Origin of the sequence: Mesorhizobium sp. M0618, from assembly GCF_040320765.1 — a bacterium.
Classification (GTDB): domain Bacteria; phylum Pseudomonadota; class Alphaproteobacteria; order Rhizobiales; family Rhizobiaceae; genus Mesorhizobium.
Genome location: NZ_JAMYQH010000027.1, coordinates 71972 through 93503, shown reverse-complemented (window position 1 = coordinate 93503; position 21532 = coordinate 71972). Strand labels below are relative to the sequence as shown.

Sequence of the window (21532 nt, the reverse complement as noted above, 5' to 3'; positions counted from 1 at the left end):
GAAAGGGCTGAGCCCTGTGCAATACAGAACCCAGCCCTTAAATCTGCCGCCACCTTAAACTGTCCAACTTTAAGGGGTCAGTTCACACAGGCGGGTTTTTCGCATCTTAAGATCGCTTCGATCAGTCTTCGTTGGCCTTGACGGTGACGCCGAGCGTCTTCGGCAGGTCGAGCGGGTTGGACATGGCGCCCGCCATGATCAGTGCGAACGGCACGGATGCCGGCGGCTCGGCCGAGATTTCGAGGCTCTTCGGATCGTCGAGGAATTTGCTGACCGCGGCCGTAACCTGCGCCGTCAGTTCTGGGTTGTTGAGCTGCGCCATGCCGAACGGCACTATCGCCTTGGCCTGGTTGGCGATGTCCTTGCCGGACATGCCTTGCTGCTTGCCGACATAGTCCAGCACCTTGTTGGTCAGCGAATCGTCGTCGAAGCGGATCGAGGCGCTGTTGAACGAAAGCTGCTGCAACAGGCCGAGCATGGCCATGCCTTGCGCCGAATTGTCGGCGCCTTCAGGCTGTGCCGCCATCTTCTTCTGCATTTCCTGCAGCGACTTGATAAAATCCAGCGTGTAGCCGCCGAGATTGAAGGTCATGCCGAGCGTGCCGGCATTCTCGACCGAGATGTCGTATTTCGACAGTTCCATCTTGCCGTCCGTGGGCTGCCAGGTGCCGGCCATTTCGAGATTGCCCGCGATGTTCTGGTAGCCGAGCGCGTTGATGACTTCCTTGGACTTGGGATCGTCCACCAGCGTCAGGTCGGCGTTGAATTTCTCCGTGGTGGCGGTGAATTCCATTGCCTTGCCGTCCGCCGGCGGCGTGATTTCGATGGCAAGCCCGTCCATCGAGAAGGCGGTCTTGTCGGCGACCTTGACGGTCATGTTCGAGAGTTCGGCGGACTTGTACATCATCAGCGAGCCGAGCGGGCCGGTGGCGCCGTCGGCCGGAACTGTCATGTCATGGATGACGAAGGGGCTGAGGTCGAGGGTGACGCCGTCCTTGCTGTGTGTGAAGGCAGCCGTCGATACGGTGGCGATATCATAGCCGCCATTTGCCTCGGTCACACCTTCGAGTTTGACGTCGCCGATGGGAAGCGCTTCCTTCTCCGCCGCCGGTTTGATGGCAACGCCCTGCAGCACCATGCTGGTGTTGTCGCCGGTCACGCCGGTCCAGGTGATGTCGACACCTTGTGCGACAAGCGCGGCCTTCAGCCGGTCGGCCACCGCCGTATCCTGTGCGAGGGCCGCATTCAGCGGCAGCGTGAGCAAGAAGGTCGAAAGGGCTAATTTCCTAAGAGTTGAGCGTTTGATTGTCATCGCAAGGTCCCTGAGAGTGTCAATTGTTTTTTCAATTATTTGCGCCATCACCATTCCGTGACGAACTGGACCGGAAAAAGGCGTGTCCCGGCACATTGGTCAAAAATCGCGGTGAAAGGCAAACCTGATCCCGCCGTCTTTGCGCAAACCGGTGAATTTGTCATGAAGAGCCGGTAGCCGGATATCGTCGTGCTTGGCCATAGAACCCGCGTGTAACAGGCTGATGTTGGCCGACATCCCTAGGCTGCGTTTTCATGTTGCAGAAAGGCCGGTATCTCTGTCGGGCTCTTGCCGCGAATCATCCGCTCGGCTAGTCCCAGCCCATGGGAAAAAGGCTTTTGCCGCCTGAAAATGGCGGTGGCGATCATATCGAGCCGGTCGATCTGAAGAAGGCGCTGGAAGAGCGCTATCTCGCGTATGCGCTGTCGACCATCATGCACCGGGCGCTGCCCGACGTGCGCGACGGACTGAAGCCGGTCCATCGCCGCATCATGCACGCCATGCGCCTGCTGCGGCTCAACCCCGACCAGGGCTTTGCCAAATGCGCCCGCATCGTCGGCGAGGTGATGGGCAAGTTCCACCCGCATGGCGACCAGTCGATCTATGACGCGCTGGTGCGGTTGGCGCAGGATTTTTCGATGCGCTATCCCCTGGTCGACGGGCAGGGCAATTTCGGCAACATCGACGGTGATAACGCCGCCGCCATGCGCTACACCGAAGCGCGCATGACCGATGTGGCGACCGAACTGTTGTCCGGCATCACCGAGGATGCCGTCGATTATCGGCCGACCTACAATGAAGAAGACGAGGAGCCGGTGGTTTTGCCCGGCGCCTTTCCGAATCTGCTGGCCAACGGCTCGTCCGGCATCGCGGTGGGCATGGCGACATCGATCCCGCCCCACAACGCCGCGGAGCTTTGCGATGCCGCACTTCACCTGATCGAAAACCGGGACGCGCCGGTGGCGAAGCTGATGGACTTTGTCCAGGGGCCGGATTTCCCGACCGGCGGTATCATCGTCGACAGCCGCGCCTCGATCCTCGAAGCCTACGAAACCGGCCGCGGTGGCTTTCGCGTGCGCTCGAAGTGGTTCCAGGAGGACCAGGGCAGGGGTACCTGGAGCATCGTCGTCACCGAAATTCCCTATGGCGTGCAGAAGGCGCGGCTGATCGAGAAGATCGCCGAGCTGCTGATGGCGCGCAAGCTGCCGCTGCTCGAGGACATCAGGGACGAAAGCGCCGAGGACATCCGCGTCGTGCTGGTGCCGAAGAGCCGTTCGGTCGACCCCGGCATCCTGATGGAATCGCTGTTCAAGCTCACCGAACTCGAAAGCCGCTTCCCGCTCAACATGAATGTGCTGTCGCGCGGCAAGGTGCCCAATGTGCTGTCGCTGAAGGGCGTGCTGCAGGAATGGCTCGAGCATCGCCGCGAGGTTTTGGTCCGCCGCTCGAAACATCGGCTTGGCGAGATCGAAAGACGGCTGGAGATACTTGCCGGCTACCTGATCGCCTACCTCAACATCGACGAGGTGATCAGGATCATCCGCGAGGAGGATGAGCCAAAGCAGGTGATGATGGCCCGCTGGTCGCTCACCGACACCCAGGCCGAAGCCATTCTCAACATGCGGCTGCGCGCTCTGCGCAAGCTTGAAGAATTCGAGATCCGCAAGGAATTCGACGGCCTGAGCGCCGAGAAGAAGCAGATCGAGGCACTGCTTGCTTCAAACGAGAAGCAGTGGGCGACGATCAAGTGGGAAGTCACCAACATCCGAGACAAGTTCGGCCCGGAGACCGAGCTCGGCAAGCGCCGCACGCAATTCGCCGACGCGCCCGAGCATGATCTGACCGACATTGCGCATGCCATGATCGAGCGCGAGCCGGTCACCGTCGTCGTCTCGGAAAAGGGCTGGCTGCGGGCGATGAAGGGGCATCTGGCCGATCTCTCGACGCTGACCTTCAAGGAGGGCGACAGTCTCAAGCTCGCCTTCCACGCCCAGACCACCGACAAGGTGCTGGTCTTCACCACCGGCGGCAAATTCTACACCATCGGCGCCGACCGGCTGCCTGGCGGGCGAGGCCATGGCGAGCCGATCCGCATCATCGTCGACATGGACAATGACCAGGACATCGTCACCGCCTTCGTTCACGACCCAAAGCGCAAGCTGCTGCTGGCCTCGCACGACGCCAACGGTTTCATCGTGCCGGAGGAGGAAGTCGTCGCCAACACCCGCAAGGGCAAGCAGGTGATGAACGTCAAGGCGCCGGACGAAGCCAAGCGCTGCATCCCGGTCACCGGTGACCATCTCGCCATCGTCGGCGAGAACCGCAAGATGCTGGTGTTCGCGCTCTCCGAGATTCCGGAAATGGGCCGCGGCAAGGGCGTGCGGCTGCAGAAATACAAGGATGGCGGCCTTCTCGACCTCAAGCCGTTCACGCTGGAGACCGGCCTATCCTGGCAGGATTCGGCCGACCGCACTTTCATCCGGTCGCGTGAGGAACTGACTGAGTGGATCGGCGCCCGCGCCTCAGCCGGACGCATGGTGCCGAAGGGATTCCCGAGGACGGGGAAATTTGGGTAGCGGCAGTTTTCAGGTTTGAAAATCTCAGGCGCTAGCAATCCTTCACACCCCCCTCTGTCCTGCCGGACATCTCCCCCGCAAGGGGGAGATCGGAAGCTTCGCCCTTTCTGCCCGCTTTCCAATGTTGGCGATTTGCGAAAGCCGACATGACAGCCAATCTCCCTCCTTGCGGGGGAGATGTCCGGCAGGACAGAGGGGGGTGCTGGCCCGCGGCGACGCCAATGGCGCGCGCAACTCCATCACCATTTGGACTATCGTCACGATTGCTGCACTATATCAGTGCATAGACAGGAGGGGTGTTTGGGAGAGCCAGGCGTTTGAAGGAAGCAAAAGTCCAGAAACCGGAACGGCAGCAACGCCTGTTCGGCCTGTCGACGCCGCTCAGGTCCGCCGTCATCCCGCCGCTGTCGGCGGCGCGCTGGCTGCTGGTGCTGATCGTCGCCGCCGGCGTTTATTTCTTCCACGGCTTCCTGTTTCCGGTGCTGGCGGCGCTCGTCATCGCTTTCGCCAGCTGGCCGCTCTACCGCCGCCTGCTTGTCGCGGTCAGTGGCAACCGCACCATCGCCGCGACCTTAGCCATCCTCTTCATCCTCGCCTTCCTGGTGATCCCGATCGCGCTCGCCGGCACCTATGCGATCAACGAGGTCCGCGAATGGGTCGCCTGGGCGATCGAGACCAACCGTCATGGCGCGGTGACACCGCACTGGATCGCCACGCTGCCTGTCGTGGGCGAGTGGCTGAACCAGCAGTGGACGACCAATTTCGGCCATCCGGGCGGCATTGGTGAACTGATCCAGCTGGTCAGCGGCGCCAATATCGGCAGCATCTATCGCGGTGTGCTGGCGGCCGGCGGCAGCGCTTTCGGCCTGCTGTTGACGCTTTTGTTCATGATGATCGCGCTGTTCTTCGCCTATCGCGACGGCGAGCATTTTGCCGGCCAGGTCGACCGTCTCGGCGAGCGCATCCTGCCGACCAGATGGGAGCGGATCTCGCGCGTCGTGCCGGCAACGATCTCGTCGACGGTGACCGGCATGACGGTCATCGCCATCGGCGAAGGCCTGGTGCTGGGCATTGCCTACTGGCTGGCCGGCGTGCCGTCACCGGTAACACTCGGCGCCCTGACCGGCGTCATGGCGCTGATCCCCGGCGGTGCACCGCTGTCCTTCACGCTGGTCTCGATCTACCTCGCCGCCAGCGGGTCGCCGATGGCCGGGCTGGCGCTGTTCATCTGGGGTGCGGTCGAACTGTTCATCGTCGACAAGACATTGCGCCCGAAGCTCGTCGGCGGGCCGATAAAACTGCCCTTCCTGCCGACTTTTTTCGGCCTGATCGGCGGCGTCAAGACCATGGGGTTTCTCGGCCTGTTCATCGGCCCGGTGCTGATGGCGCTGCTGGTCGCGATCTGGCGCGAATGGCTGCGCGAGGTCGAACTGGCCGACGACATCATCCCCGGCTCGCCAGCCGAAATCGAAGCCGGTCCGCAAATCGAGGCCCTGCCGGAACCTGACGTGGCGAAGAAGGCCAGCGCCTGATTTCAACACACCTCAGACCGGATGTTGCACCGCAAGGTCGCCACGCCGCTTGCGGCCCTCGTGAAGTTGCCACAGCGAATGCGCGACCAGTGTGACGATCAGGATCCCGCCGCCGATCAGGCTGTTGCGCGTCGGTGTTTCGGCAAAGATCATCCACACCCAGACTGGCGCCAGCACGGTTTCAAGCAGGTAGAACATCGCCACTTCAGGGCCCGAAATGTATTTCGGCCCGGTGGCAAGGCAGAAGAACGCTATCGGCATGATGACGGCGCCGTTGAGGATGATCCACCATGGCGCCTCCACCTGAAAGCCGGTCTTGGAGACCATGAACGCCGCCAGCCCTAAAGGCAGGACGACGCCGATCAGTGAGGTAAAGCCCATGTCCTTGCCGCTGGCGCGCGAGATGGTGATGGCGCAGGCGATCAGGAAGGCCGAACACAATGCCATCAGGTCGCCGAACAGATGTCCGGTGCCGACGGAATCGCCGACGATGATGACGACGCCGACAATCATCATGGCCAATGCCGCAAGGGTCAGCGGCCGCGGCCGCTCCTTCAGGAACACCCATGAAAGCAGCGCGGCGAACATGGTTGTGAAGGCCAGGATGAACACCAGGTTGGCGGTCGAGGTGTTGTAGACGCCTGTGATGAACGCAATCGCGCCGAGCCCGTAGATCGCGGCAACGATCAGGCCCGACCAGCCAGGTATCAGCTGCGGCGCATTCTTGCTGAACGAGCGCCAGATGGTCCACATGATCAGTGCCGCGGCCAAGGTGCAGCCGGTGCGCAGCAGCAAGATTGTCCACGCCTCGCCGTGGGCGAGCCGGATCAGCGGGATATCCACGGTCAGCGTCAGCCCGCCAAATGCGGTGAGCAGAAGTCCTTTGGTGTGAGTATCGTGAGATGACATGCAGCGACTTTCACAATGAATTCGGGAGAGGATGGCGGACCGGCGCAATCTCACGCTCTCCGCCAACCAGCGGAAAGACCAGCATCGTCTCGATTGAAAATGTTTAAGCCCGGACTTGGGAAAGACTAATCAGCGCGCGACCGCTTCGTTGGTGTAGCGCTCCCAGCCCTTCGGGCCGAGATGCTCCTGCGGCATGAAGCGCATCTTATAATTCATCTTGCGCGAGCCGTTGACCCAGTAGCCGAGATAGACATGGGGCAGGCCCATCGCCCTGGCGCGGGCGATGTGGTCGAGGATCATGAACGTGCCGAGCGACCGTTCCTCGAAATCGGGATTGAAGTAGGAATAGACCATCGACAGGCCGTCGGCCATCTTGTCGGTGAGCGCCACCGCGATCAGCTCGCCCTGTCCCTTGCCGGTGATGAACGTATCGGGTCCACGCCGCCGATACTCGATCACCTTGGTGTCGACATGGGTATCCTCGACCATCATCGCATAGTCGAGCACCGTCATGTCGGACATGCCGCCACGGCGGTGGCGGGCGTCGAGATAGCTGCGGAACAGGGAATATTGTTCGGTCGAAGGCTCGGCATTGTGCATGTGGCCGACGAGGTCGGAATTGTGCTGCAGCACGCGCTTCATGTTGCGGCTGGCGACGAATTCCTGGGCGAGGATGCGTACCGAAACACAGGCGCGGCAGGTCTCGCAGGCCGGCCTGTAGGCGATATTCTGCGAGCGCCGGAAGCCGCCTTGCGTCAAGAGGTCGTTCATCTCCGCCGCCTTGTCGCCAACCAGGTGCGTGAACACCTTGCGCTCGAACTGGCCGTCGAGATAGGGGCACGGCGAAGGCGCGGTCAGGAAGAACTGCGGCGACTGGGTCGGATGCTGCGTCATCGAGCCTTGGAAACACTCCTTCGAATCGCTCTACCTTTGGCGCGGACGGCGAAAAATTCAACAGGATTGTGTGGGCGTGGTCGACTCGACGCCTTCACATTTGTGCTCAATCAGTTGCGACTGCTCTTCAGAGGGCCGTTTCAGCGGTCGGTGCGGCTGACGACCGTGCCAAGCAAAAGATCGTGCAAGGTGCGCTTGCGGTCGGAAAACAGCGTCACCAGCAGGACGAGCGGCGACAGGATGACATTGCCGGCCCAGAACAGCACCGAATGGACGACCGCGGTGAGGCCGTCGATCGGCCTGCCGTCGAGCCGGTCAAGGCGGATGCCCATCATCTTCATGCCCGTGGTGGCCTGGTCGGTGCTGCCCAGCGTGTTCCAGATGTAGAGGATGGCGACGGCCGGTACCAGGATGCCGAACAGCATCCAGCCAAGCCCGAGGGTCAAAAGCCCGAGGAAGAACACCAGAACGGCAAACGGAATGGTAAGCAGCGCGACGATGACATAGTCGATTACGAAAGCCAGAATGCGCTTCGTGCGCACACCGTCATAGGCCCTGACATCGTCGAGCCTGCTGGTGATGATTTCGCCGTCGAGAACGCGCGCGTCCATGTCATTTCCTCGTAACAAGGTCCGACATAGGGTGCGGACCGCTCAGCCATGAAATGGTGAAGGCCTGTGGCGGAATCAAGATCGGGCTTCTTGCGGTGCGCCGGCCTTCAAGGCGCCAGGCGCAATCTGAACCGGTTGAACTTGCGGCGCGGATAGCATTAGCTTGCTGCGGCGCAGCAAAAGCGCACATGGCAGGGGACGGGGCAATATGGACTACGACATGCTGGTCATCGGCAGCGGCCCTTCCGGTCGCCGGGCCGCGGTGCAGTCGGCCAAGCTCGGCAAGTCGGTGCTGGTGGTCGATCGCGGCCGGCGTCTGGGCGGTGTCTCGGTGCATACCGGCACCATCCCGTCGAAAACGCTGCGCGAAACGGTGCTCAACCTTTCGGGTTGGCGTGAGCGCGGCTTCTACGGGCGCGGCTACCGGGTCAAGCAAGACATCTCGGTCGGCGATCTGGTCGAGCGCCTGCACAAGACGCTCGACCATGAGGTCGAGGTGCTGCAGCACCAGTTCATGCGCAACACGGTCAAGAGCGCCCGGGCTGCGGTGAAATTCCTTGGCCCCGACAAGGTCAGCCTGACCACCGACACCGGCGACTACAGCGAGGTCGGTTTTGCCAATGCGCTGATCGCGGTCGGCACCAGGCCGCACCGGCCGCGCGACGTGCCTTTCGACAAGACCCGCGTCTTCGACAGTGACGAGATGCTGGAGCTTGATCGCTTGCCGCGCACGCTGACCGTGATCGGCGCCGGCGTCATCGGGGTCGAATATGCCACGATCTTTTCCGCGCTTGACGTGCCGGTAACCTTGGTCGAGCCGCGCAACTCCATCCTCGATTTCGTCGACCGCGAGATCGTCGACGATTTCATTCACCAGATGCGCGATCGTGGCATGACCATCCGGCTGGGCAGCGCGGTGAAGGAAATCCGCTCCAAGCCTGATGTCGCCGAGGTGGAACTGGCCGATGGCCGCACTATCCGTTCCGAGGTCGTGCTCTACGCCGCCGGTCGCACCGGCAATGTCGGCAGCCTGGGCCTCGATGTGGTCGGTATCGACGCCGATTCCAGGGGCCGTATCAAGGTCGATCCGCATACGTTCCAGACCAGAGTGCCGAACATCTACGCCGCCGGCGACGTCATCGGCTTTCCGAGCCTGGCCTCGACGTCGATGGAGCAGGGCAGGGTGGCCGCCTGCCATGCCTTCGGCGTGCCTTTGCCGCCGCCACCAGAAACATTCCCCTATGGCATCTATGCGGTGCCGGAAATCTCGACGGTTGGCCAGTCCGAGGAACAGGTGCGTGAAAGCGGTGCGGCCTATGAGGTCGGCGTGGCGCGCTTTCGCGAAACCTCGCGCGGCCACATCATGGGCGTCAACACCGGTTTCCTGAAGCTGCTCTTTTCGATCGAAACGCGCCGTCTGCTCGGCGCGCACATCATCGGCGAGGGCGCCACCGAACTCATCCACATCGGCCAGGCGGTGATCAATCTCGGCGGCACCGTCGACTTCTTCGTCAACAACACCTTCAACTATCCGACGCTTGCCGAAGCCTACAAGATCGCCGGACTGGATGCCTGGAACAGGATGGGACGGGGGTAGGCAGACTGGTCATGCTGGTGAGTCCGTCAGCCTGCCTGCGCCGCCGATCCCCGCAGCCATTGCCTGACGATTGCCGCGTCAGCGCTGCCGAATTCATGACCTGATGAGACAATCCGGGCGTCGATCTCGGCGCCATGCTGGCTGAGCAATGTCACCAGAGCAGGGGCGAAGGGCGAATAGGTGAGATCCGCGGCGCCGGCGATCATCAGGACGCGCACCTTTGACAAATCCGTCGCCGGCACATCATCGAGCACCGGCATCGGCCGCAGCAGTGCGGCGCGCTCTATAAGAGCCGGATGCAGCAGCATCAGGCTCGAAATCAGATTGGCGCCGTTCGAATAGCCGAGGAACGTCGCGCGTGAGATATCGAGATGGTGGCGTCTGGCCGCGTCGGCGACGAAGCCCGCAAAGGCATCGGTCTCGGTGCGGATGCTTGCCTGTTCGAAGCGCGTCGGCGTGATGCGCCCGAACCAGCGGAAACCATCCTCCTGGACAATGCGGCCACGCACCGTGATCAGCTTGGCCCGCGGTGCGATCTCCCGTGCCAGCGGCACCAATGTCGTCTCGTCGACACCCGATCCATGCAGCAGGAAGAGACATTCGCCGGTTGAATCCGCCGGGCTGTAAAGCCGGTAGCTGAAGGCGAGATCACGCCGCAGCGCACCATCTTGTGAGGTCTGTTCGATCATCGCGCATCCTCTTGATTATATGAGGTTTCGCTCAATTTGCCGGCTTCAAAACGCAATATTTTCAAGCTCCGCGAAAGTTGATTGAACCGGGCGCATTACAGTCCGTTTCTCCGCCGATAACATTCCTTCGGGAGGAATCGAAGCGGTGCGCCGGGGGTCGCATTGCGCGGTATGAACAACCAGCTTTGAGGCCTTTTTGTCGATGACCACCCAGATTTCCCCAGACCGCGATGCGCGTGTCTCGGACCGCGATGCGCGTGTCCCGGATCGCACTGAGCGCGATACGCGCATAGACGTGCTCCGTGCTCTCGCTTTGCTGACCATCTATGTCGACCATGTGCCAGGTACCGCCTTCGAGTATCTGACCTACAAGAATTTCGGCTTTTCCGATGCGGCGGAAGTCTTCGTACTGATCTCCGGCATCTCGGTCGCACTTGCCTATGGCAGGAAATTCCAACCTGGAAACCGGCTGCTGGCAACGTTGAAGATGTGGCGCCGCGCCGGTGTCCTCTATGCCGCCCACATCGTCACCACCATGGTGGTGATGGCCATCTTCTGCGCGGCGGCAGTGTTCGTCAGGCGGCCGGAGCTTCTGACGATGATCAACATCGAGCCGTTGATCAAGAATACGCCGCAGGTGCTGATCGGCATCGTGACGCTCGGCCACCAACTCGGCTACAACAACATACTGCCCGTCTATGCGGTGCTGCTCTTGCTGACGCCGGTGTTCCTGCTCATTGTCAGCTATCGGCCGGTCTCGGCACTGGTCGCCTCCGGCGCCCTGTGGCTGGTCGCGGGGGTTTATCAAATTGCTCCGCCCAACTATCCCGAGCCCGGCTTCTGGTTTCTCAACCCGCTGTCGTGGCAGTTCCTTTTCAACATCGGCCTGGCAGGCACGCTGCATGTGCGTCGCGGCGGCATCATCCCGGTCAATCGCTGGCTGGTTGGCGCTGCCTTGGCCTACACCGCAACCGCGCTGGTCTGGGTGCACAGCCCGCTTTGGGGGCATATCTCCTGGTTGGGCCTGCCTCCGGTGCTGACCGGCTTCGACAAGACATTTCTGTCGCTGCCGAGGCTGCTGCATATATTGGCGGTGAGCTACCTGATCGTGGCATTCCCCGCCATCTCGAACCTGTTTCGCACCGGGCGCGATCATCCGCTTGCCATATTGGGCAAACGATCGTTGCCGGTTTTCATTGCCGGCACGGTGCTCGCGATGGCGGCGCAGGTGCTGAAGCTGATCAATCCGGGCGGATTTGCCTATGACAGCCTGTTGATATCGGCCGGCATCGTCATGCAGTTCGCGCTTGCCTACTATCTCGAATGGCTTTCGGGACTTGGCTGGTCCGCCAAAAGCAGGCCGGCTCACGCCGCACCGCCCGTCCATGCTGCATCCTTCGCGATGCCGACCATGGCGACAAGAATGGGCCGTTGAGCTTAGGCGGGCGAGGGGCCGGATGAAGCTCGCACCACGAGTTGGACCGGCAGCGATTGCCGGCTGAATGAGCCATCATTTTCAAGGATCGCCTTGACGGCAAGACGGCCCATCTCGGCGATCGGCTGGACGATCGTGGTCAGCGGCGGACTGGAAACCGCTCCTTCCGGAACACCGTCGAAGCCGACGATCGAAACGTCGCCGGGTACCGTGACGCCACGCTGCCGCAGCCAGTCCAATGCATGCAAGGCCATCCTGTCTGACATAGCCAGGATGGCGGTCGGGGTCTCGGCGCCGGCGAAAATATGATCGAGGCCGGCCCGCACGCTTTCCTCGTCATTGACGGTTTCGTAGATCGGCACACGCTCGACGTCGATGTCGACGCGGGAGAGTTCCGCGAAATAGCCACGCAGGCGGTCGCGCGTCCCGGAATAGAGGGCCTTCTCCATCTGCTCCCTTGTGGTGGGGCCGAAGCCGGAGTCCGCGACGGGCAGGGCAAGCACGGCAAAGCGGCGATGTCCGAGTTCGGTCAGGTGGCGGGCCGCCAGGCCAGCCCCGGCGATGTTGTCGACGCCGATCGCTGCAACGGCGTCGTCGTCGTCCGAATCGAGATCGAGCGCGACAAAGGGGAGTTTGCGTTCACGCGCCAGTTCGACCAGCCTTGAACCGCCATCGACGCAAAAGACGATGAAACCGTCGACCAGCGCACTCTGTATGTTCCAGGCAAGCTGTTCGTTGTTGGCTGCGGAGACCAGCGAAATCCCCGCACCGGTCGCGTCGCAAGCCTGCGAGATGCTGGCCATCATCACCCGGGCAAAGGGGTCGTCGAAGAAATAGGAGAGGGGTTCCGCGGTCGCGACACCGATGGCATTGACCTTGCCGGCGCGCAGCAGCCGGCCCTTGGGATCGGGGCCGCCATATCCCATGGCCTCGGCTGCCGCCTTGACCCGCTCGCGGACCTCCTCGCGCACGATCTCCGGACGGGCGAACACGTTGGACGCGGTGCCGTGCGATACGCCGGCTGCCTTGGCGATGTCCGCCAACCGGACCGGTCTTGTCTTTGCAGAGATAAGTGGTGCCATCTTCGTCTCCTGAATTCTTCCCATCTAACACTTTCGTTGGATCGGTTCAAATTTTGACTTGATCAAAGCCTCGATAAGGCCTATGTTTGAATCGATCCAAGGGAATGCCGGTCGTCAGGATTGGATCGATTCAACATCAAGCAGGGAGTTGTGTCATGCATCCCGTCAATTTTCTGTTCGAAGACATTTACCGCAACGACTGGAGCATCTCGTCGAACACCGCGACGCAGAGGCGTCGTGGCAAAGCCGGTCCATGGGTCCGCGAGCTGCGGTTCCTTGTGGAGCGCAAGCGGAGCTGAGCGGGGCGGTTTTTCGTGCCCATCGATTGGATCGATTCAAACACTGGAAGGAGTGCACATCATGCATCCCGTGAGCTATCTATTTGAAGACATCTATCGCAACTATTGGGGCATCGAGCCGGCTTCCGAACGGCCGGAGCGGCGTCGGTTGGCAAGGTTCCGGCGGCGCAATCGCGAATTGGTCATCCAGCCCGAGCCCCGGCAGAACTAACGGCCCGGCAAACGACGTTTGACAGGCGGAGGTCTGTTTATCGGGCAGGGCGCCCAGAGGCGTTCAGGAACGTGCGCGCACCAGTGCCGAGGCAGCGATCGCCAGCCAGCCGGCGATGAGCAGGGTGCCGCCGATCGGCGCCGACAGCGGGAACAGTCGCGACCCGAGGAAATCGCGGGCTAGCAGATCGCCGCAGAAAAGCAGAAGCCCAACCAGCAGGATCAGGCTGGCGATGCGCAGGATCCGGTTTGCGCCAAGCAGTCCGGCGGCAAGGAAGACCGGCGCGTGCATCAGCAGGAACGATGCCGCGGTGCCGACGAAGGCGCCACCCAGATGCGCCGCCGCGGCCGACAGCGCCACACCCGCCGCGCCGCAGAGGCCGCTGGCCAGCACGAGGATACGGCTGCTGGCGCCGGAAAATTGCTCGGCCGTGCTCATGTCCGTGGCTCCGTGGTATCCGAGGGATATGCCTGACTCGGTCAGGGCTTGCCGGGGTTGGCGAGCATGTCCTGCGCGCGGCGTGATTGCGCCAGCCAGTTATACACCGCGCCCCCCGCCATCAAGACGGATGTGCCCAGAAACACCGAGCGCATGCCGAAATGACCACCGGCAAAGCCGCCCAGCAGGGGGCCGGCGACCTGCCCGACATACTGGGCGGAAATCGACAACCCGAGCACGTTGCCGCCGACGCCGTCAGGCACATTGTGACGGATAACGCTGGTGATGCACGGCAAGAGGCCGCCCAGCGCCAGGCCCATCAGGAAACGCAGGCCGATGAGTTGCCAGCTTTGCGTGACGAAGGCCTGCGGGATCAGCAGCAGCGCCGAGACGGCAAGCGCGCCGATGATGACGTTCCAGTGGCCGACGCGGTCGGCGAGCTTGCCGAGGCGCGAGGCCGACAGGATGGCGCCAAGGGCCGCCGCCGACATGACGACGCCCGATATCAGCGTCACGCGGCTTTGGTCCGCAATCAACTGCTGCACATAGACGGTGATGATCGGCTCGATCGACATGGTGGCGAAGCTCAACAGCATGCCGGTCGCCAGCATGGCGACGACAGGCCGCTTGTCGGGGATTTGTGACCAGCCGCCTTTCCGCTTCTGCGTCGCTGCGGCGTCCGCTGTTTTCGGCCGGGGATTCTCCTTGATCAGAAACGTGGTTGCCAGGAACGCCAGGAAGATGACGCCGCCGGAGAGGAGAAAGGTGGCGCGGATGCCGATCAGCGGCGGCAGGGCGCCGCCAACCAGCGGACCGACCAGAGCCCCACCCGTGATACCGGCCGACAGCAGGCCCAACGCCCAGCCGGAACGCTCCTTCGGCGTCTGCATGGCGACGAGGATGGTCGATCCCGAGGAATAGCCGCCGGCAAAACCGATCAGCAGCCGCAGCAGCACCAGTTGCCAGACCGTCTGCACCATGCCGGTCAGCGACATGCATATGGCCATGCCGAAGCTGGCGCGAACCAGCATCACCTTGCGGCCGTAGCGGTCGCCGAGACGTCCCCAGAGCGGCGCCACCAGCGCCGCCGCGAAGAATGTCGCGCCATAGGCGATCCCCGACCACTGCACGATCGCCGCGTGGCCCTCGGCGCCGAGCTGCTCGATATAGAGCGGCAGGAACGGCAAAAGCAGCGTCATGGCGACAAGCGTCGAGAACGAGCCGGCAAAGCACACGAACAGATTGCGCCGCCAGTGGATGTTGTAGGTGCTGTCGGTCGCCGGGGGCGTGCTCTGCTGCATGTCATATGTCCTGTCCCAGCAACTCTTTTCTCGATGGTTGCTGCGGATACCAATTTGGGATACCAAGATGGTTCACGTCATGGACGCAAGCTTGGCCGCTGTCAATGCAACCTCAAATGTGATCGTCGTCAACGGTCGGAAGCCATCGGAAACCGGGAGCAAAAATGTCGCAGATGCAGAGCGTCGAGAAACAGCTTCGGCAAATGATCCTGGGCCTCGAGATCGGTCCCGGCGAGAAGCTGACCGAGCGCTGGATCGAGAGCCGCTTCGGCGCGTCGCGAACCCCGGTCAGGGCAGCACTGCTGCGGCTTGAGACCGAGGGCCTGGTCGGCAGGGACGGACGTGGCTGGACGGTGTCGCCGATCAATCTGGCTGAACTCGAGCAGATCGCCGTCTACAGGGAGGCGGTCGAGGTTGCGGCGCTTCGCCTGACATGCAGCCTGGCGGACCGGAGCGCCGTCGATGTCATCGAGGCGATGCTCGAGTCCTGCGACAACGACACGCCGCGCGAGGAATGGCATCGCGTCGGCATGGATTTTCACATCGAACTGGCGCGTCTGTCGGGCAATGAGTTCCTGTTTAGGGCGGTGCGCGATGCCATGACGCGCCTGTCGCGGGCGCGCTGGCTGGAGGTTCGCGACGAAGCGGCCCTTGCCCGCGCCTGGGCTGAACATCGCGCCATTCTGGCGGCCACGCGCCTTGGCGACGCCGATGAAGCCGCGCGCCTGCTGTCAGGCCACATCGTCGGCAGCCGCGACCGGCTGGTGACGTCGCTCGCCAACGATCGGCGCGGTCTTCGCGCCAGAGGCTTTGCCGTCGTTGCTGCTTAAGAGTGGATGAAGGGGCGCAAAGCGGCGTCTGGACGTACGCGCACTTTCGCCTCGCTTCGCAGACGCCGATGGCGTAAGGAGCGGCCATGGAAAACAACCGATTTGAAACACCTGTGACTGTGAAGTCAGTCGCGGCGGGAAGCACTCAGCTCTTGCGCACGGCGCGTGAGGCTTCCGACTACCTCCTCAACAGCTGGCCCGGCAAGCGCAGCCCCAAGCATCGCGCGGCCCTGCAGGCCTGCCATGACGCACTCGCCGGCGACAAGCCGGCGATGAACGCCAGGCGCGCCTTCATCGCGGCAGCACGCGAAGTGGACGTGTTCGTCAGCGACAAGGCGCCGGCCTGACACAAGGCGACATCCGGGGCGGCAATCCGAATTGAGGCGCGGCCCGCATCTGCGGGCCGTTTGCCGTCACTTTGCCGTTTCGGTTTCGGCTTCAGTCTCGTCTTCGGGCTTCGAACGTTCCCTCGCTGCAACCTTGGCTGCCAGCTTCTCGGCCTTCTTGGCCGCCTTCTGGCGGTCGCGTTCCTTGCGTTCCTGATCGTAATTTGGTGGTCGCGCCATATCGGCTCCTTTTCACTGCCTCGCGGCTCTGGTCCTGCCTAGGAGCATTAGCCGTCAAACACAACAGCTGAAGCGATAGTGCGTCGATGATGGCCAGGCTTGCAAGATGCGCGTCGCAATGAAGGGCCAGGCCCATCATTGCGGTGGCGATACCTATCGCCGTCGATTTGCCGATCAGATGCCGCTTCGGTCAATCACCAGATCGGCGGCACCAAAACGGTCCTTTGCCGTCAGTTGCTGGTGCCAGTAGGGATAGAGCAAGGGCGGCCGGCTGACCGCGTCGAGGCGCTCGCGCTCCTCGCCGGAAAGCACCAGGCTTGCCGCCGCGATGTTGTCCCGGAACTGCGTTTCCGTCCTGCCACCGATCACCAAGGAACTGATGGACGGCCGGCCAAGCAGCCAGGCCAGCGCCACCTGCGCTGCCGACACGCCGCGCTGCGCGCCGATCTCCACAAGCACATCGACGATCCGCCACAGCCGATCCTCGTCGCGGATCGGTGGTTCCGACCAGCCGGCAAGCTGGCGGGCGGTGGGGCTGTCACGGCGGTATTTACCGGACAGCAATCCGCCGGCAAGCGGGCTCCAGACCAGAACGCCCAACCCCTGGTCGACGGAAATCGGCAGCAGTTCGTACTCCGCCTCGCGCGCTTCCAGCGTGTAATGGATCTGCTGCGTGACGAAGCGCGGCTGATGATGGCTGTCGCTGATGCCGAGCGCCTTCATCACCTGCCAGCCGGAATAGTTGGAGCAGCCGACATAGCGGATCTTGCCCTGGGCAACCAGCGTATCGAGCGCGGCGATGGTTTCCTCCAGCGGTGTTACGCCATCCCATTCGTGCAGGAAATAGATGTCGATGACGTCGGTCCTGAGCCGCTTCAGGCTCTTCTCGCATTCGCGGATCAGGTGATGGCGCGACAGGCCTTCATCGTTGGGACCTTTGCCGATCCGCATCCGCGCCTTGGAGGCGATCAGCACGTCGCCCTTGCGCTTGCCGCCGAGCGCTTCGCCGATGATTTCTTCCGAAATGCCGTTCGAATAGACATTGGCGGTGTCGATGACATTGATGCCGGCGTCGATGCAGAGATCGATCATCCGGCGCGCCTCGTCGAGGTCGGTCTTGCCGACAGCCGAAAATGCGCCGGCGCCGCCGAAAGTCATGGTGCCCGTGGTCAGCGTCGATACTTTCAGGCCGGAACGGCCGAGAGTGCGGTATTCCATGTCGGTCCTCGCGATTGCATTGAGAAGGGGTTGGGAAGGGCGCCCGAATGTGGCTGCTATTTGTAGGACAATTTGCGCGGCATGTCTCCATGCCAGGGCGGCGGATCGATCATGCCTCGCGGGTTTTTGCAGTGGTGGCGATCAGGTCAGGCTGCAATAAAACCGTCATTGCGGGCCTATATTGAAGTCGGCTCAGGCGTTGCCGTTCCGGGCTGTAAGCCGGGAGTTTGGGGCGCCGATCGACAGAGCTTGCAAGTGGAGCAGCCGATAATGACCGAGCTAAAACAGAATTCTGCGGCCAGGGATTGGCTTGAAGCCGAACTCGCCGACACGCCCGACGAAGACTATGAGCTCGAAATGTCGGAGCCGGCGCTGTCGATGGAGATCGCCAAGATCTACAAGAATTCGCATCCGCCTTCGATCGATCGCATGCAATATTTTCGCGACCTGATCAGCCTGCAGTCCGAATTGATCAAGCTGCAGTCCTGGGTCGCCTATCACAAGAAGAAGCTGGTGGTGATCTTCGAGGGACGCGACTCGGCCGGCAAGGGCGGTGTCATCAAGCGCATCACCCAGCGGCTCAATCCGCGCATCTGCCGTGTTGTGGCACTGCCGGCGCCGACCGAGCGCGAAAAGTCGCAATGGTATTTCCAGCGCTATGTCCCGCATCTGCCGGCCGGCGGCGAGATCGTGCTGTTCGACCGCTCATGGTACAACCGCTCGGGCGTCGAGCGGGTGATGGGTTTTGCCCAGCCCGATCAGGTCGAAGAATTCTTTCACGACGTGCCGGAGTTCGAGCGCATGCTGGTCCGCTCGGGCATTACCGTGGTCAAATACTGGTTCTCGATCACCGACGAGGAACAGCAGATGCGCTTCCTGATGCGCATCCATGATCCGATGAAGCAGTGGAAACTGTCGCCGATGGACCTGCAGTCGCGCGTGCGCTGGGAGCAATACACCAAGGCCAAGGAAGAGACCTTCGCCCGCACCAACATCCCGGAAGCGCCCTGGTTCATCGTCGAGGGCAACGACAAGAAGCGCGCGCGGCTGAACTGCATCGACCATCTGCTCAAGCAATTGCCCTACGAGGAGGTGCCGCACGAGGAGATCACGCTGCCGGAGCGCGTCTTCAACCCCGAATACGAACGCCAAGTGCTGCCGCGCGAGCTTTACGTGCCGGAGAAGTATTGAGATAGACGAAGCTGCAATCTCCCCCTCGAGGGGGGAGATTGGCTCTCCACCTACGCCCGCTTGATGATGACGTGCGTGGCGAGCGGCGTCGCCACCTGCTCGTTGCAGACATAACCGAGCTTGAGCATGTCGAGGCCGGTAAGAAGGTTCTCGCCCGTGCCCAGCAGCACCGGCGCGATCGCCAGATGCATCTCGTCGATCAGTTTTTCCTGCAGATATTGCCGGATGGTGGCGACGCCGCCGCCGACCCGCACGTCCTTGCCGCCAGCGGCAGCCTTAGCCTGTTCAAGAGCTGAATGGATACCGTCAGTGACGAAGTGGAAAGTGGTGCCGCCCTCCATCGTGATCGGTTCCCGCTTGTGATGGGTGAGCACGAAAACCGGCACATGATAGGGCGGGTTGTCGCCCCACCAGCCCTTCCAGCTGTCGTCAGGCCACTCGCCGCGGATCGGTCCGAACATGTTTCGGCCGAGGATCCAGGCGCCGACATTTTCGAAGCTGCGCGCCGCGAACGCCTCGTTGACGTCGGTGGTGCCGCCATCTTGTCCGAGCACCATCTCTCGGAAGGTGCGGGTGTCGACAAACCACTTGTGCAAGGATTCCCCACCGACGCCGAGCGGATTTTTCAGATCCTGATCAGGACCGGCGCCATAGCCGTCGAGCGACAGGGTGAAAGCGTTGACGCGAAGTTTGGACATGCGAGCCTCCTCGATAACCAGTTGTATTTTGCAAGCAGTTGTTTTGTATCAAACTGGTTTTTAATTGCAAGCAGTTTTCTGGCGGCAGCAATCTCCCAACGTAGCGGACCTGCAACGCTGGGGTACGAAAGGCGGGGTGCAGCCTTGTCAGCTCAACTCGACTTTACTGTCCCGTTTAGCGATCAAATGGTCCCGCAAGAGGGACAACACCGTCCCGGCAAGCTCGTCGGGCGCCTCGCAATGCGCCGACGTCCGGTAGTATCGGTCGACGGCAAAGCCCAGACCAACGGCCAGCAATTCGATATCTCCGGCTGCCTCAACCTGCCCAATCACCTGCAAAATATGGTCTTGGAGATAGTGCGCTCCATTTGCCAGCAGCGTGGCGTCGTCAACGGGTGCTCCGTCTGAGACAACAAGCAGAACCTTACGGGCCTCGGGTCGTTCTCGCAGACGCCCAACGGCCCACTCGATGGCTTCGCCGTCGATGTTCTCCTTGGGAAGGTCCGGCCGTAACATCGGCTTGAGAACATGACCCAAACTGCTCTGACGGCTGTCGTCGGCCTGCCGGTAGATAATGTGCAGCAGGTCGTTCAGCCTTCCCGGATTTTTGGGCCGGCCATCTTCATTCCAGATGCGCCGCGATTCCCCACCGCGCCAATTGCGCGTGGTGAACCCAAGGATATCGACCTTTATGCCGAGTGTCCGCAGAAACTCCTGTGCAATGTCGACTGAAGCAGCCGCGTACAGCATTTTCTGGCCGCGCATCGATCCGGACTGGTCGACGAGAATGGAGACGACCGTATCAGCGCGGTCAGGCGCCGATACGCTATCCCGGACTTCAGTGGCAATATCCGCTGCCAGAATCAGATGCTTCGTCCTCCAGCCGGCGAGGCCGCTCTCCAGCTCTGCCCATATCGCCTCGACCGCGGATTTATGTTTGTCCGAAAGCTGCCCGATAGCGTTTGACAGTTTTAGGCTCGGCACAATCCAGTCATGGAGCGTGACGTAGGCGTGATAGCCGGGCGTAGCAGTGTCGCCGCGTGGCACGGGGACAAACAATGATCTGAAATGCTTGCCCAGCCTTCGCAGCAATGTCGGCTATCCCTTCAGCAGTTCCGCCACTTCGGGCGCGAAATAGGTCAAGATGCCGTCGCAGCCGGCGCGCTTGAAGGCGAGCAGCGATTCCAGCATTGCCTTCTCGCCGTCGATCCAGCCATTGGCGCCTGCCGCCTTGATCATCGAATATTCGCCCGACACCTGGTAGGCGAAGGTCGGCATCTGGAACTCGTCTTTCAGCCGTCGGATGATGTCGAGATAGGGCAGGCCGGGCTTGACCATCAGCATGTCGGCGCCCTCGGCAATGTCCTGTTCGGCCTCTCTCACCGCTTCGTCGGAATTGGCATGGTCGATGTAATAGGTCTTCTTGTCGCCCTTGAGCAGGCCGGCGGTGCCCACCGCCTCGCGATAGGGGCCGTAGAAGGCCGAAGCGAATTTGGTCGCATAGGACATGATCGCCACATCCTGGAAACCATTGGCGTCAAGCGCGTCCCGGATGGCGCCGATGCGGCCGTCCATCATGTCGGACGGCGCGATGATGTCGGCACCGGCGGCCGCCTGGATGACAGCAGCGGCGGTCACCTGTTCCACTGTCTCGTCGTTGACGATGATGCCGTCGCGCAGGATGCCGTCATGGCCGTGGCTGGTGAACGGGTCGAGCGCTGCGTCGGTGATGATGCCGATCTCCGGCACCGCATCCTTGATCGCACGGGTGGCGCGGTTGATGACATTGTTGGGATCGAGGATGTGCGAGCCGGTCTGGTCGCGCAGCGAGATGTCGACATTGGGGAAGGTGGCGAGTGCCGGAATGCCGAGTTTTGCCGCGCGCTCGGCCTCCTTGACGGCGAGATCGATCGACAGGCGGAAGACGCCGGGCATGGCGGCGATCGGCTCGCGGACACCCTTGCCCTCGACGACGAAGATCGGCCAGATCAGGTCGTCGACCGTGAGCCGGTTCTCCTGCACGAGGCGGCGCGACCAGTCGGCCTTGCGCATGCGGCGCAGACGGCGGCTGCCGGTGATCTCGTCGACGCCGCGCGCGCCGGCGGGCTTTGCGGGGGTGAATTTGTTCATCGCCAATACTCTC

Annotated in this window: 22 protein-coding genes; 9 read left to right on the top strand and 13 right to left on the bottom strand. The window is 62.1% G+C overall.

The window, feature by feature from the left end:
- Positions 1–121: 121 nt before the first annotated feature.
- Positions 122–1312: an aq_1923 C-terminal domain gene (locus NKJ04_RS25360; RefSeq protein ID WP_127267503.1), complete on the bottom strand. Its 1191-nt coding sequence runs from the start codon at positions 1310–1312 to the stop codon at positions 122–124.
- Positions 1313–1635: 323 nt separating this feature from the next.
- Here NKJ04_RS25360 and parC point away from each other — a divergent pair, with 323 nt between their 5' ends.
- Together parC and NKJ04_RS25350 are read left to right on the top strand one after the other, a co-directional pair.
- Positions 1636–3888, top strand: coding sequence for a DNA topoisomerase IV subunit A (parC, locus tag NKJ04_RS25355; protein ID WP_352677832.1), 2253 nt, complete (start codon positions 1636–1638; stop codon positions 3886–3888).
- Positions 3889–4205: 317 nt separating this feature from the next.
- Entirely contained in the window at positions 4206–5420 is a 1215-nt protein-coding gene (locus tag NKJ04_RS25350; protein WP_128305697.1) for an AI-2E family transporter, read from the top strand.
- A gap of 12 nt (positions 5421–5432) precedes the next feature.
- On the opposite strand, the gene NKJ04_RS25345 is transcribed toward NKJ04_RS25350, so the two are convergent.
- The 3 genes from NKJ04_RS25345 to NKJ04_RS25335 all read right to left on the bottom strand — a co-directional run bounded on the left by NKJ04_RS25345 (position 5433) and on the right by NKJ04_RS25335 (position 7834).
- Positions 5433–6329, bottom strand: a complete 897-nt coding sequence (locus NKJ04_RS25345; protein WP_023810204.1) for a DMT family transporter — start codon at positions 6327–6329, stop codon at positions 5433–5435.
- A gap of 129 nt (positions 6330–6458) precedes the next feature.
- Positions 6459–7223: an arginyltransferase gene (locus tag NKJ04_RS25340; protein WP_023810205.1), complete on the bottom strand. Its 765-nt coding sequence runs from the start codon at positions 7221–7223 to the stop codon at positions 6459–6461.
- A gap of 140 nt (positions 7224–7363) precedes the next feature.
- Entirely contained in the window at positions 7364–7834 is a 471-nt protein-coding gene (locus tag NKJ04_RS25335) for an RDD family protein (protein WP_352677829.1), read from the bottom strand.
- A 208-nt stretch (positions 7835–8042) separates the two neighbouring features.
- Between NKJ04_RS25335 and sthA the strand changes: the two genes are divergently transcribed.
- A complete protein-coding gene (gene sthA / locus NKJ04_RS25330; protein WP_352677827.1) occupies positions 8043–9431 on the top strand; it encodes a Si-specific NAD(P)(+) transhydrogenase in 1389 nt (462 codons plus the stop codon).
- Between the two features lie 26 nt (positions 9432–9457).
- Here sthA and NKJ04_RS25325 read toward each other — a convergent pair whose 3' ends face one another.
- Positions 9458–10120, bottom strand: a complete 663-nt coding sequence (locus NKJ04_RS25325; protein ID WP_352677825.1) for an alpha/beta hydrolase — start codon at positions 10118–10120, stop codon at positions 9458–9460.
- Between the two features lie 202 nt (positions 10121–10322).
- On the opposite strand from NKJ04_RS25325, the gene NKJ04_RS25320 reads away from it, so the two are divergent.
- The gene (locus NKJ04_RS25320; protein ID WP_352677823.1) at positions 10323–11555 is read left to right on the top strand and encodes an OpgC family protein; all 1233 of its coding nucleotides are present in this window, start codon (positions 10323–10325) and stop codon (positions 11553–11555) included.
- Between the two features lie 2 nt (positions 11556–11557).
- Here NKJ04_RS25320 and NKJ04_RS25315 read toward each other — a convergent pair whose 3' ends face one another.
- Positions 11558–12637, bottom strand: coding sequence for a LacI family DNA-binding transcriptional regulator (locus tag NKJ04_RS25315; protein ID WP_128305702.1), 1080 nt, complete (start codon positions 12635–12637; stop codon positions 11558–11560).
- A gap of 155 nt (positions 12638–12792) precedes the next feature.
- On the opposite strand from NKJ04_RS25315, the gene NKJ04_RS25310 reads away from it, so the two are divergent.
- On the top strand, positions 12793–12936 hold the full coding sequence (locus NKJ04_RS25310) for a hypothetical protein (protein ID WP_127258133.1): 144 nt from the start codon (positions 12793–12795) through the stop codon (positions 12934–12936).
- A 61-nt stretch (positions 12937–12997) separates the two neighbouring features.
- Positions 12998–13147, top strand: coding sequence for a hypothetical protein (locus NKJ04_RS25305; RefSeq protein WP_352677821.1), 150 nt, complete (start codon positions 12998–13000; stop codon positions 13145–13147).
- A gap of 63 nt (positions 13148–13210) precedes the next feature.
- On the opposite strand, the gene NKJ04_RS25300 is transcribed toward NKJ04_RS25305, so the two are convergent.
- Both NKJ04_RS25300 and NKJ04_RS25295 read right to left on the bottom strand, forming a co-directional pair.
- Positions 13211–13585 carry a DUF423 domain-containing protein gene (locus NKJ04_RS25300; RefSeq protein ID WP_352677819.1) on the bottom strand — a complete coding sequence of 125 codons (375 nt, stop codon included), beginning with the start codon at positions 13583–13585 and terminating at the stop codon, positions 13211–13213.
- Between the two features lie 41 nt (positions 13586–13626).
- Positions 13627–14886 carry a multidrug efflux MFS transporter gene (locus NKJ04_RS25295; protein WP_352677817.1) on the bottom strand — a complete coding sequence of 420 codons (1260 nt, stop codon included), beginning with the start codon at positions 14884–14886 and terminating at the stop codon, positions 13627–13629.
- A gap of 164 nt (positions 14887–15050) precedes the next feature.
- On the opposite strand from NKJ04_RS25295, the gene NKJ04_RS25290 reads away from it, so the two are divergent.
- Both NKJ04_RS25290 and NKJ04_RS25285 read left to right on the top strand, forming a co-directional pair.
- Positions 15051–15716, top strand: a complete 666-nt coding sequence (locus tag NKJ04_RS25290) for a GntR family transcriptional regulator (protein WP_352677815.1) — start codon at positions 15051–15053, stop codon at positions 15714–15716.
- Positions 15717–15829: 113 nt separating this feature from the next.
- The gene (locus tag NKJ04_RS25285; RefSeq protein WP_244506945.1) at positions 15830–16063 is read left to right on the top strand and encodes a DUF982 domain-containing protein; all 234 of its coding nucleotides are present in this window, start codon (positions 15830–15832) and stop codon (positions 16061–16063) included.
- A gap of 66 nt (positions 16064–16129) precedes the next feature.
- Here the strand turns inward: NKJ04_RS25285 and NKJ04_RS25280 are convergent, their stop codons facing one another.
- Both NKJ04_RS25280 and NKJ04_RS25275 read right to left on the bottom strand, forming a co-directional pair.
- On the bottom strand, positions 16130–16282 hold the full coding sequence (locus NKJ04_RS25280) for a hypothetical protein (protein WP_013532262.1): 153 nt from the start codon (positions 16280–16282) through the stop codon (positions 16130–16132).
- Between the two features lie 174 nt (positions 16283–16456).
- Positions 16457–17500, bottom strand: coding sequence for an aldo/keto reductase (locus NKJ04_RS25275; protein ID WP_352677813.1), 1044 nt, complete (start codon positions 17498–17500; stop codon positions 16457–16459).
- A 270-nt stretch (positions 17501–17770) separates the two neighbouring features.
- Here NKJ04_RS25275 and ppk2 point away from each other — a divergent pair, with 270 nt between their 5' ends.
- A complete protein-coding gene (ppk2, locus tag NKJ04_RS25270; RefSeq protein WP_352677812.1) occupies positions 17771–18691 on the top strand; it encodes a polyphosphate kinase 2 in 921 nt (306 codons plus the stop codon).
- A 50-nt stretch (positions 18692–18741) separates the two neighbouring features.
- On the opposite strand, the gene NKJ04_RS25265 is transcribed toward ppk2, so the two are convergent.
- The 3 genes from NKJ04_RS25265 to hemB all read right to left on the bottom strand — a co-directional run bounded on the left by NKJ04_RS25265 (position 18742) and on the right by hemB (position 21519).
- Positions 18742–19389: a dihydrofolate reductase family protein gene (locus tag NKJ04_RS25265; RefSeq protein WP_352677811.1), complete on the bottom strand. Its 648-nt coding sequence runs from the start codon at positions 19387–19389 to the stop codon at positions 18742–18744.
- Positions 19390–19536: 147 nt separating this feature from the next.
- Positions 19537–20481 carry a cobaltochelatase CobT-related protein gene (locus NKJ04_RS25260; protein ID WP_352556310.1) on the bottom strand — a complete coding sequence of 315 codons (945 nt, stop codon included), beginning with the start codon at positions 20479–20481 and terminating at the stop codon, positions 19537–19539.
- Between the two features lie 6 nt (positions 20482–20487).
- Positions 20488–21519: a porphobilinogen synthase gene (gene hemB / locus NKJ04_RS25255; protein WP_023810219.1), complete on the bottom strand. Its 1032-nt coding sequence runs from the start codon at positions 21517–21519 to the stop codon at positions 20488–20490.
- Positions 21520–21532 lie beyond the last annotated feature (13 nt).

Coding starts and splice junctions, on each gene's coding strand:
- NKJ04_RS25360 (WP_127267503.1), bottom strand. CDS start 1,312: ATGACAATCAAACGCTCAACTCTTAGGAAATTAGCCCTTTCGACCTTC.
- parC (WP_352677832.1), top strand. CDS start 1,636: ATGGGAAAAAGGCTTTTGCCGCCTGAAAATGGCGGTGGCGATCATATC.
- NKJ04_RS25345 (WP_023810204.1), bottom strand. CDS start 6,329: ATGTCATCTCACGATACTCACACCAAAGGACTTCTGCTCACCGCATTT.
- NKJ04_RS25340 (WP_023810205.1), bottom strand. CDS start 7,223: ATGACGCAGCATCCGACCCAGTCGCCGCAGTTCTTCCTGACCGCGCCT.
- NKJ04_RS25335 (WP_352677829.1), bottom strand. CDS start 7,834: ATGGACGCGCGCGTTCTCGACGGCGAAATCATCACCAGCAGGCTCGAC.
- sthA (WP_352677827.1), top strand. CDS start 8,043: ATGGACTACGACATGCTGGTCATCGGCAGCGGCCCTTCCGGTCGCCGG.
- NKJ04_RS25325 (WP_352677825.1), bottom strand. CDS start 10,120: ATGATCGAACAGACCTCACAAGATGGTGCGCTGCGGCGTGATCTCGCC.
- NKJ04_RS25320 (WP_352677823.1), top strand. CDS start 10,323: ATGACCACCCAGATTTCCCCAGACCGCGATGCGCGTGTCTCGGACCGC.
- NKJ04_RS25315 (WP_128305702.1), bottom strand. CDS start 12,637: ATGGCACCACTTATCTCTGCAAAGACAAGACCGGTCCGGTTGGCGGAC.
- NKJ04_RS25310 (WP_127258133.1), top strand. CDS start 12,793: ATGCATCCCGTCAATTTTCTGTTCGAAGACATTTACCGCAACGACTGG.
- NKJ04_RS25305 (WP_352677821.1), top strand. CDS start 12,998: ATGCATCCCGTGAGCTATCTATTTGAAGACATCTATCGCAACTATTGG.
- NKJ04_RS25300 (WP_352677819.1), bottom strand. CDS start 13,585: ATGAGCACGGCCGAGCAATTTTCCGGCGCCAGCAGCCGTATCCTCGTG.
- NKJ04_RS25295 (WP_352677817.1), bottom strand. CDS start 14,886: ATGCAGCAGAGCACGCCCCCGGCGACCGACAGCACCTACAACATCCAC.
- NKJ04_RS25290 (WP_352677815.1), top strand. CDS start 15,051: ATGTCGCAGATGCAGAGCGTCGAGAAACAGCTTCGGCAAATGATCCTG.
- NKJ04_RS25280 (WP_013532262.1), bottom strand. CDS start 16,282: ATGGCGCGACCACCAAATTACGATCAGGAACGCAAGGAACGCGACCGC.
- NKJ04_RS25275 (WP_352677813.1), bottom strand. CDS start 17,500: ATGGAATACCGCACTCTCGGCCGTTCCGGCCTGAAAGTATCGACGCTG.
- ppk2 (WP_352677812.1), top strand. CDS start 17,771: ATGACCGAGCTAAAACAGAATTCTGCGGCCAGGGATTGGCTTGAAGCC.
- NKJ04_RS25265 (WP_352677811.1), bottom strand. CDS start 19,389: ATGTCCAAACTTCGCGTCAACGCTTTCACCCTGTCGCTCGACGGCTAT.
- hemB (WP_023810219.1), bottom strand. CDS start 21,519: ATGAACAAATTCACCCCCGCAAAGCCCGCCGGCGCGCGCGGCGTCGAC.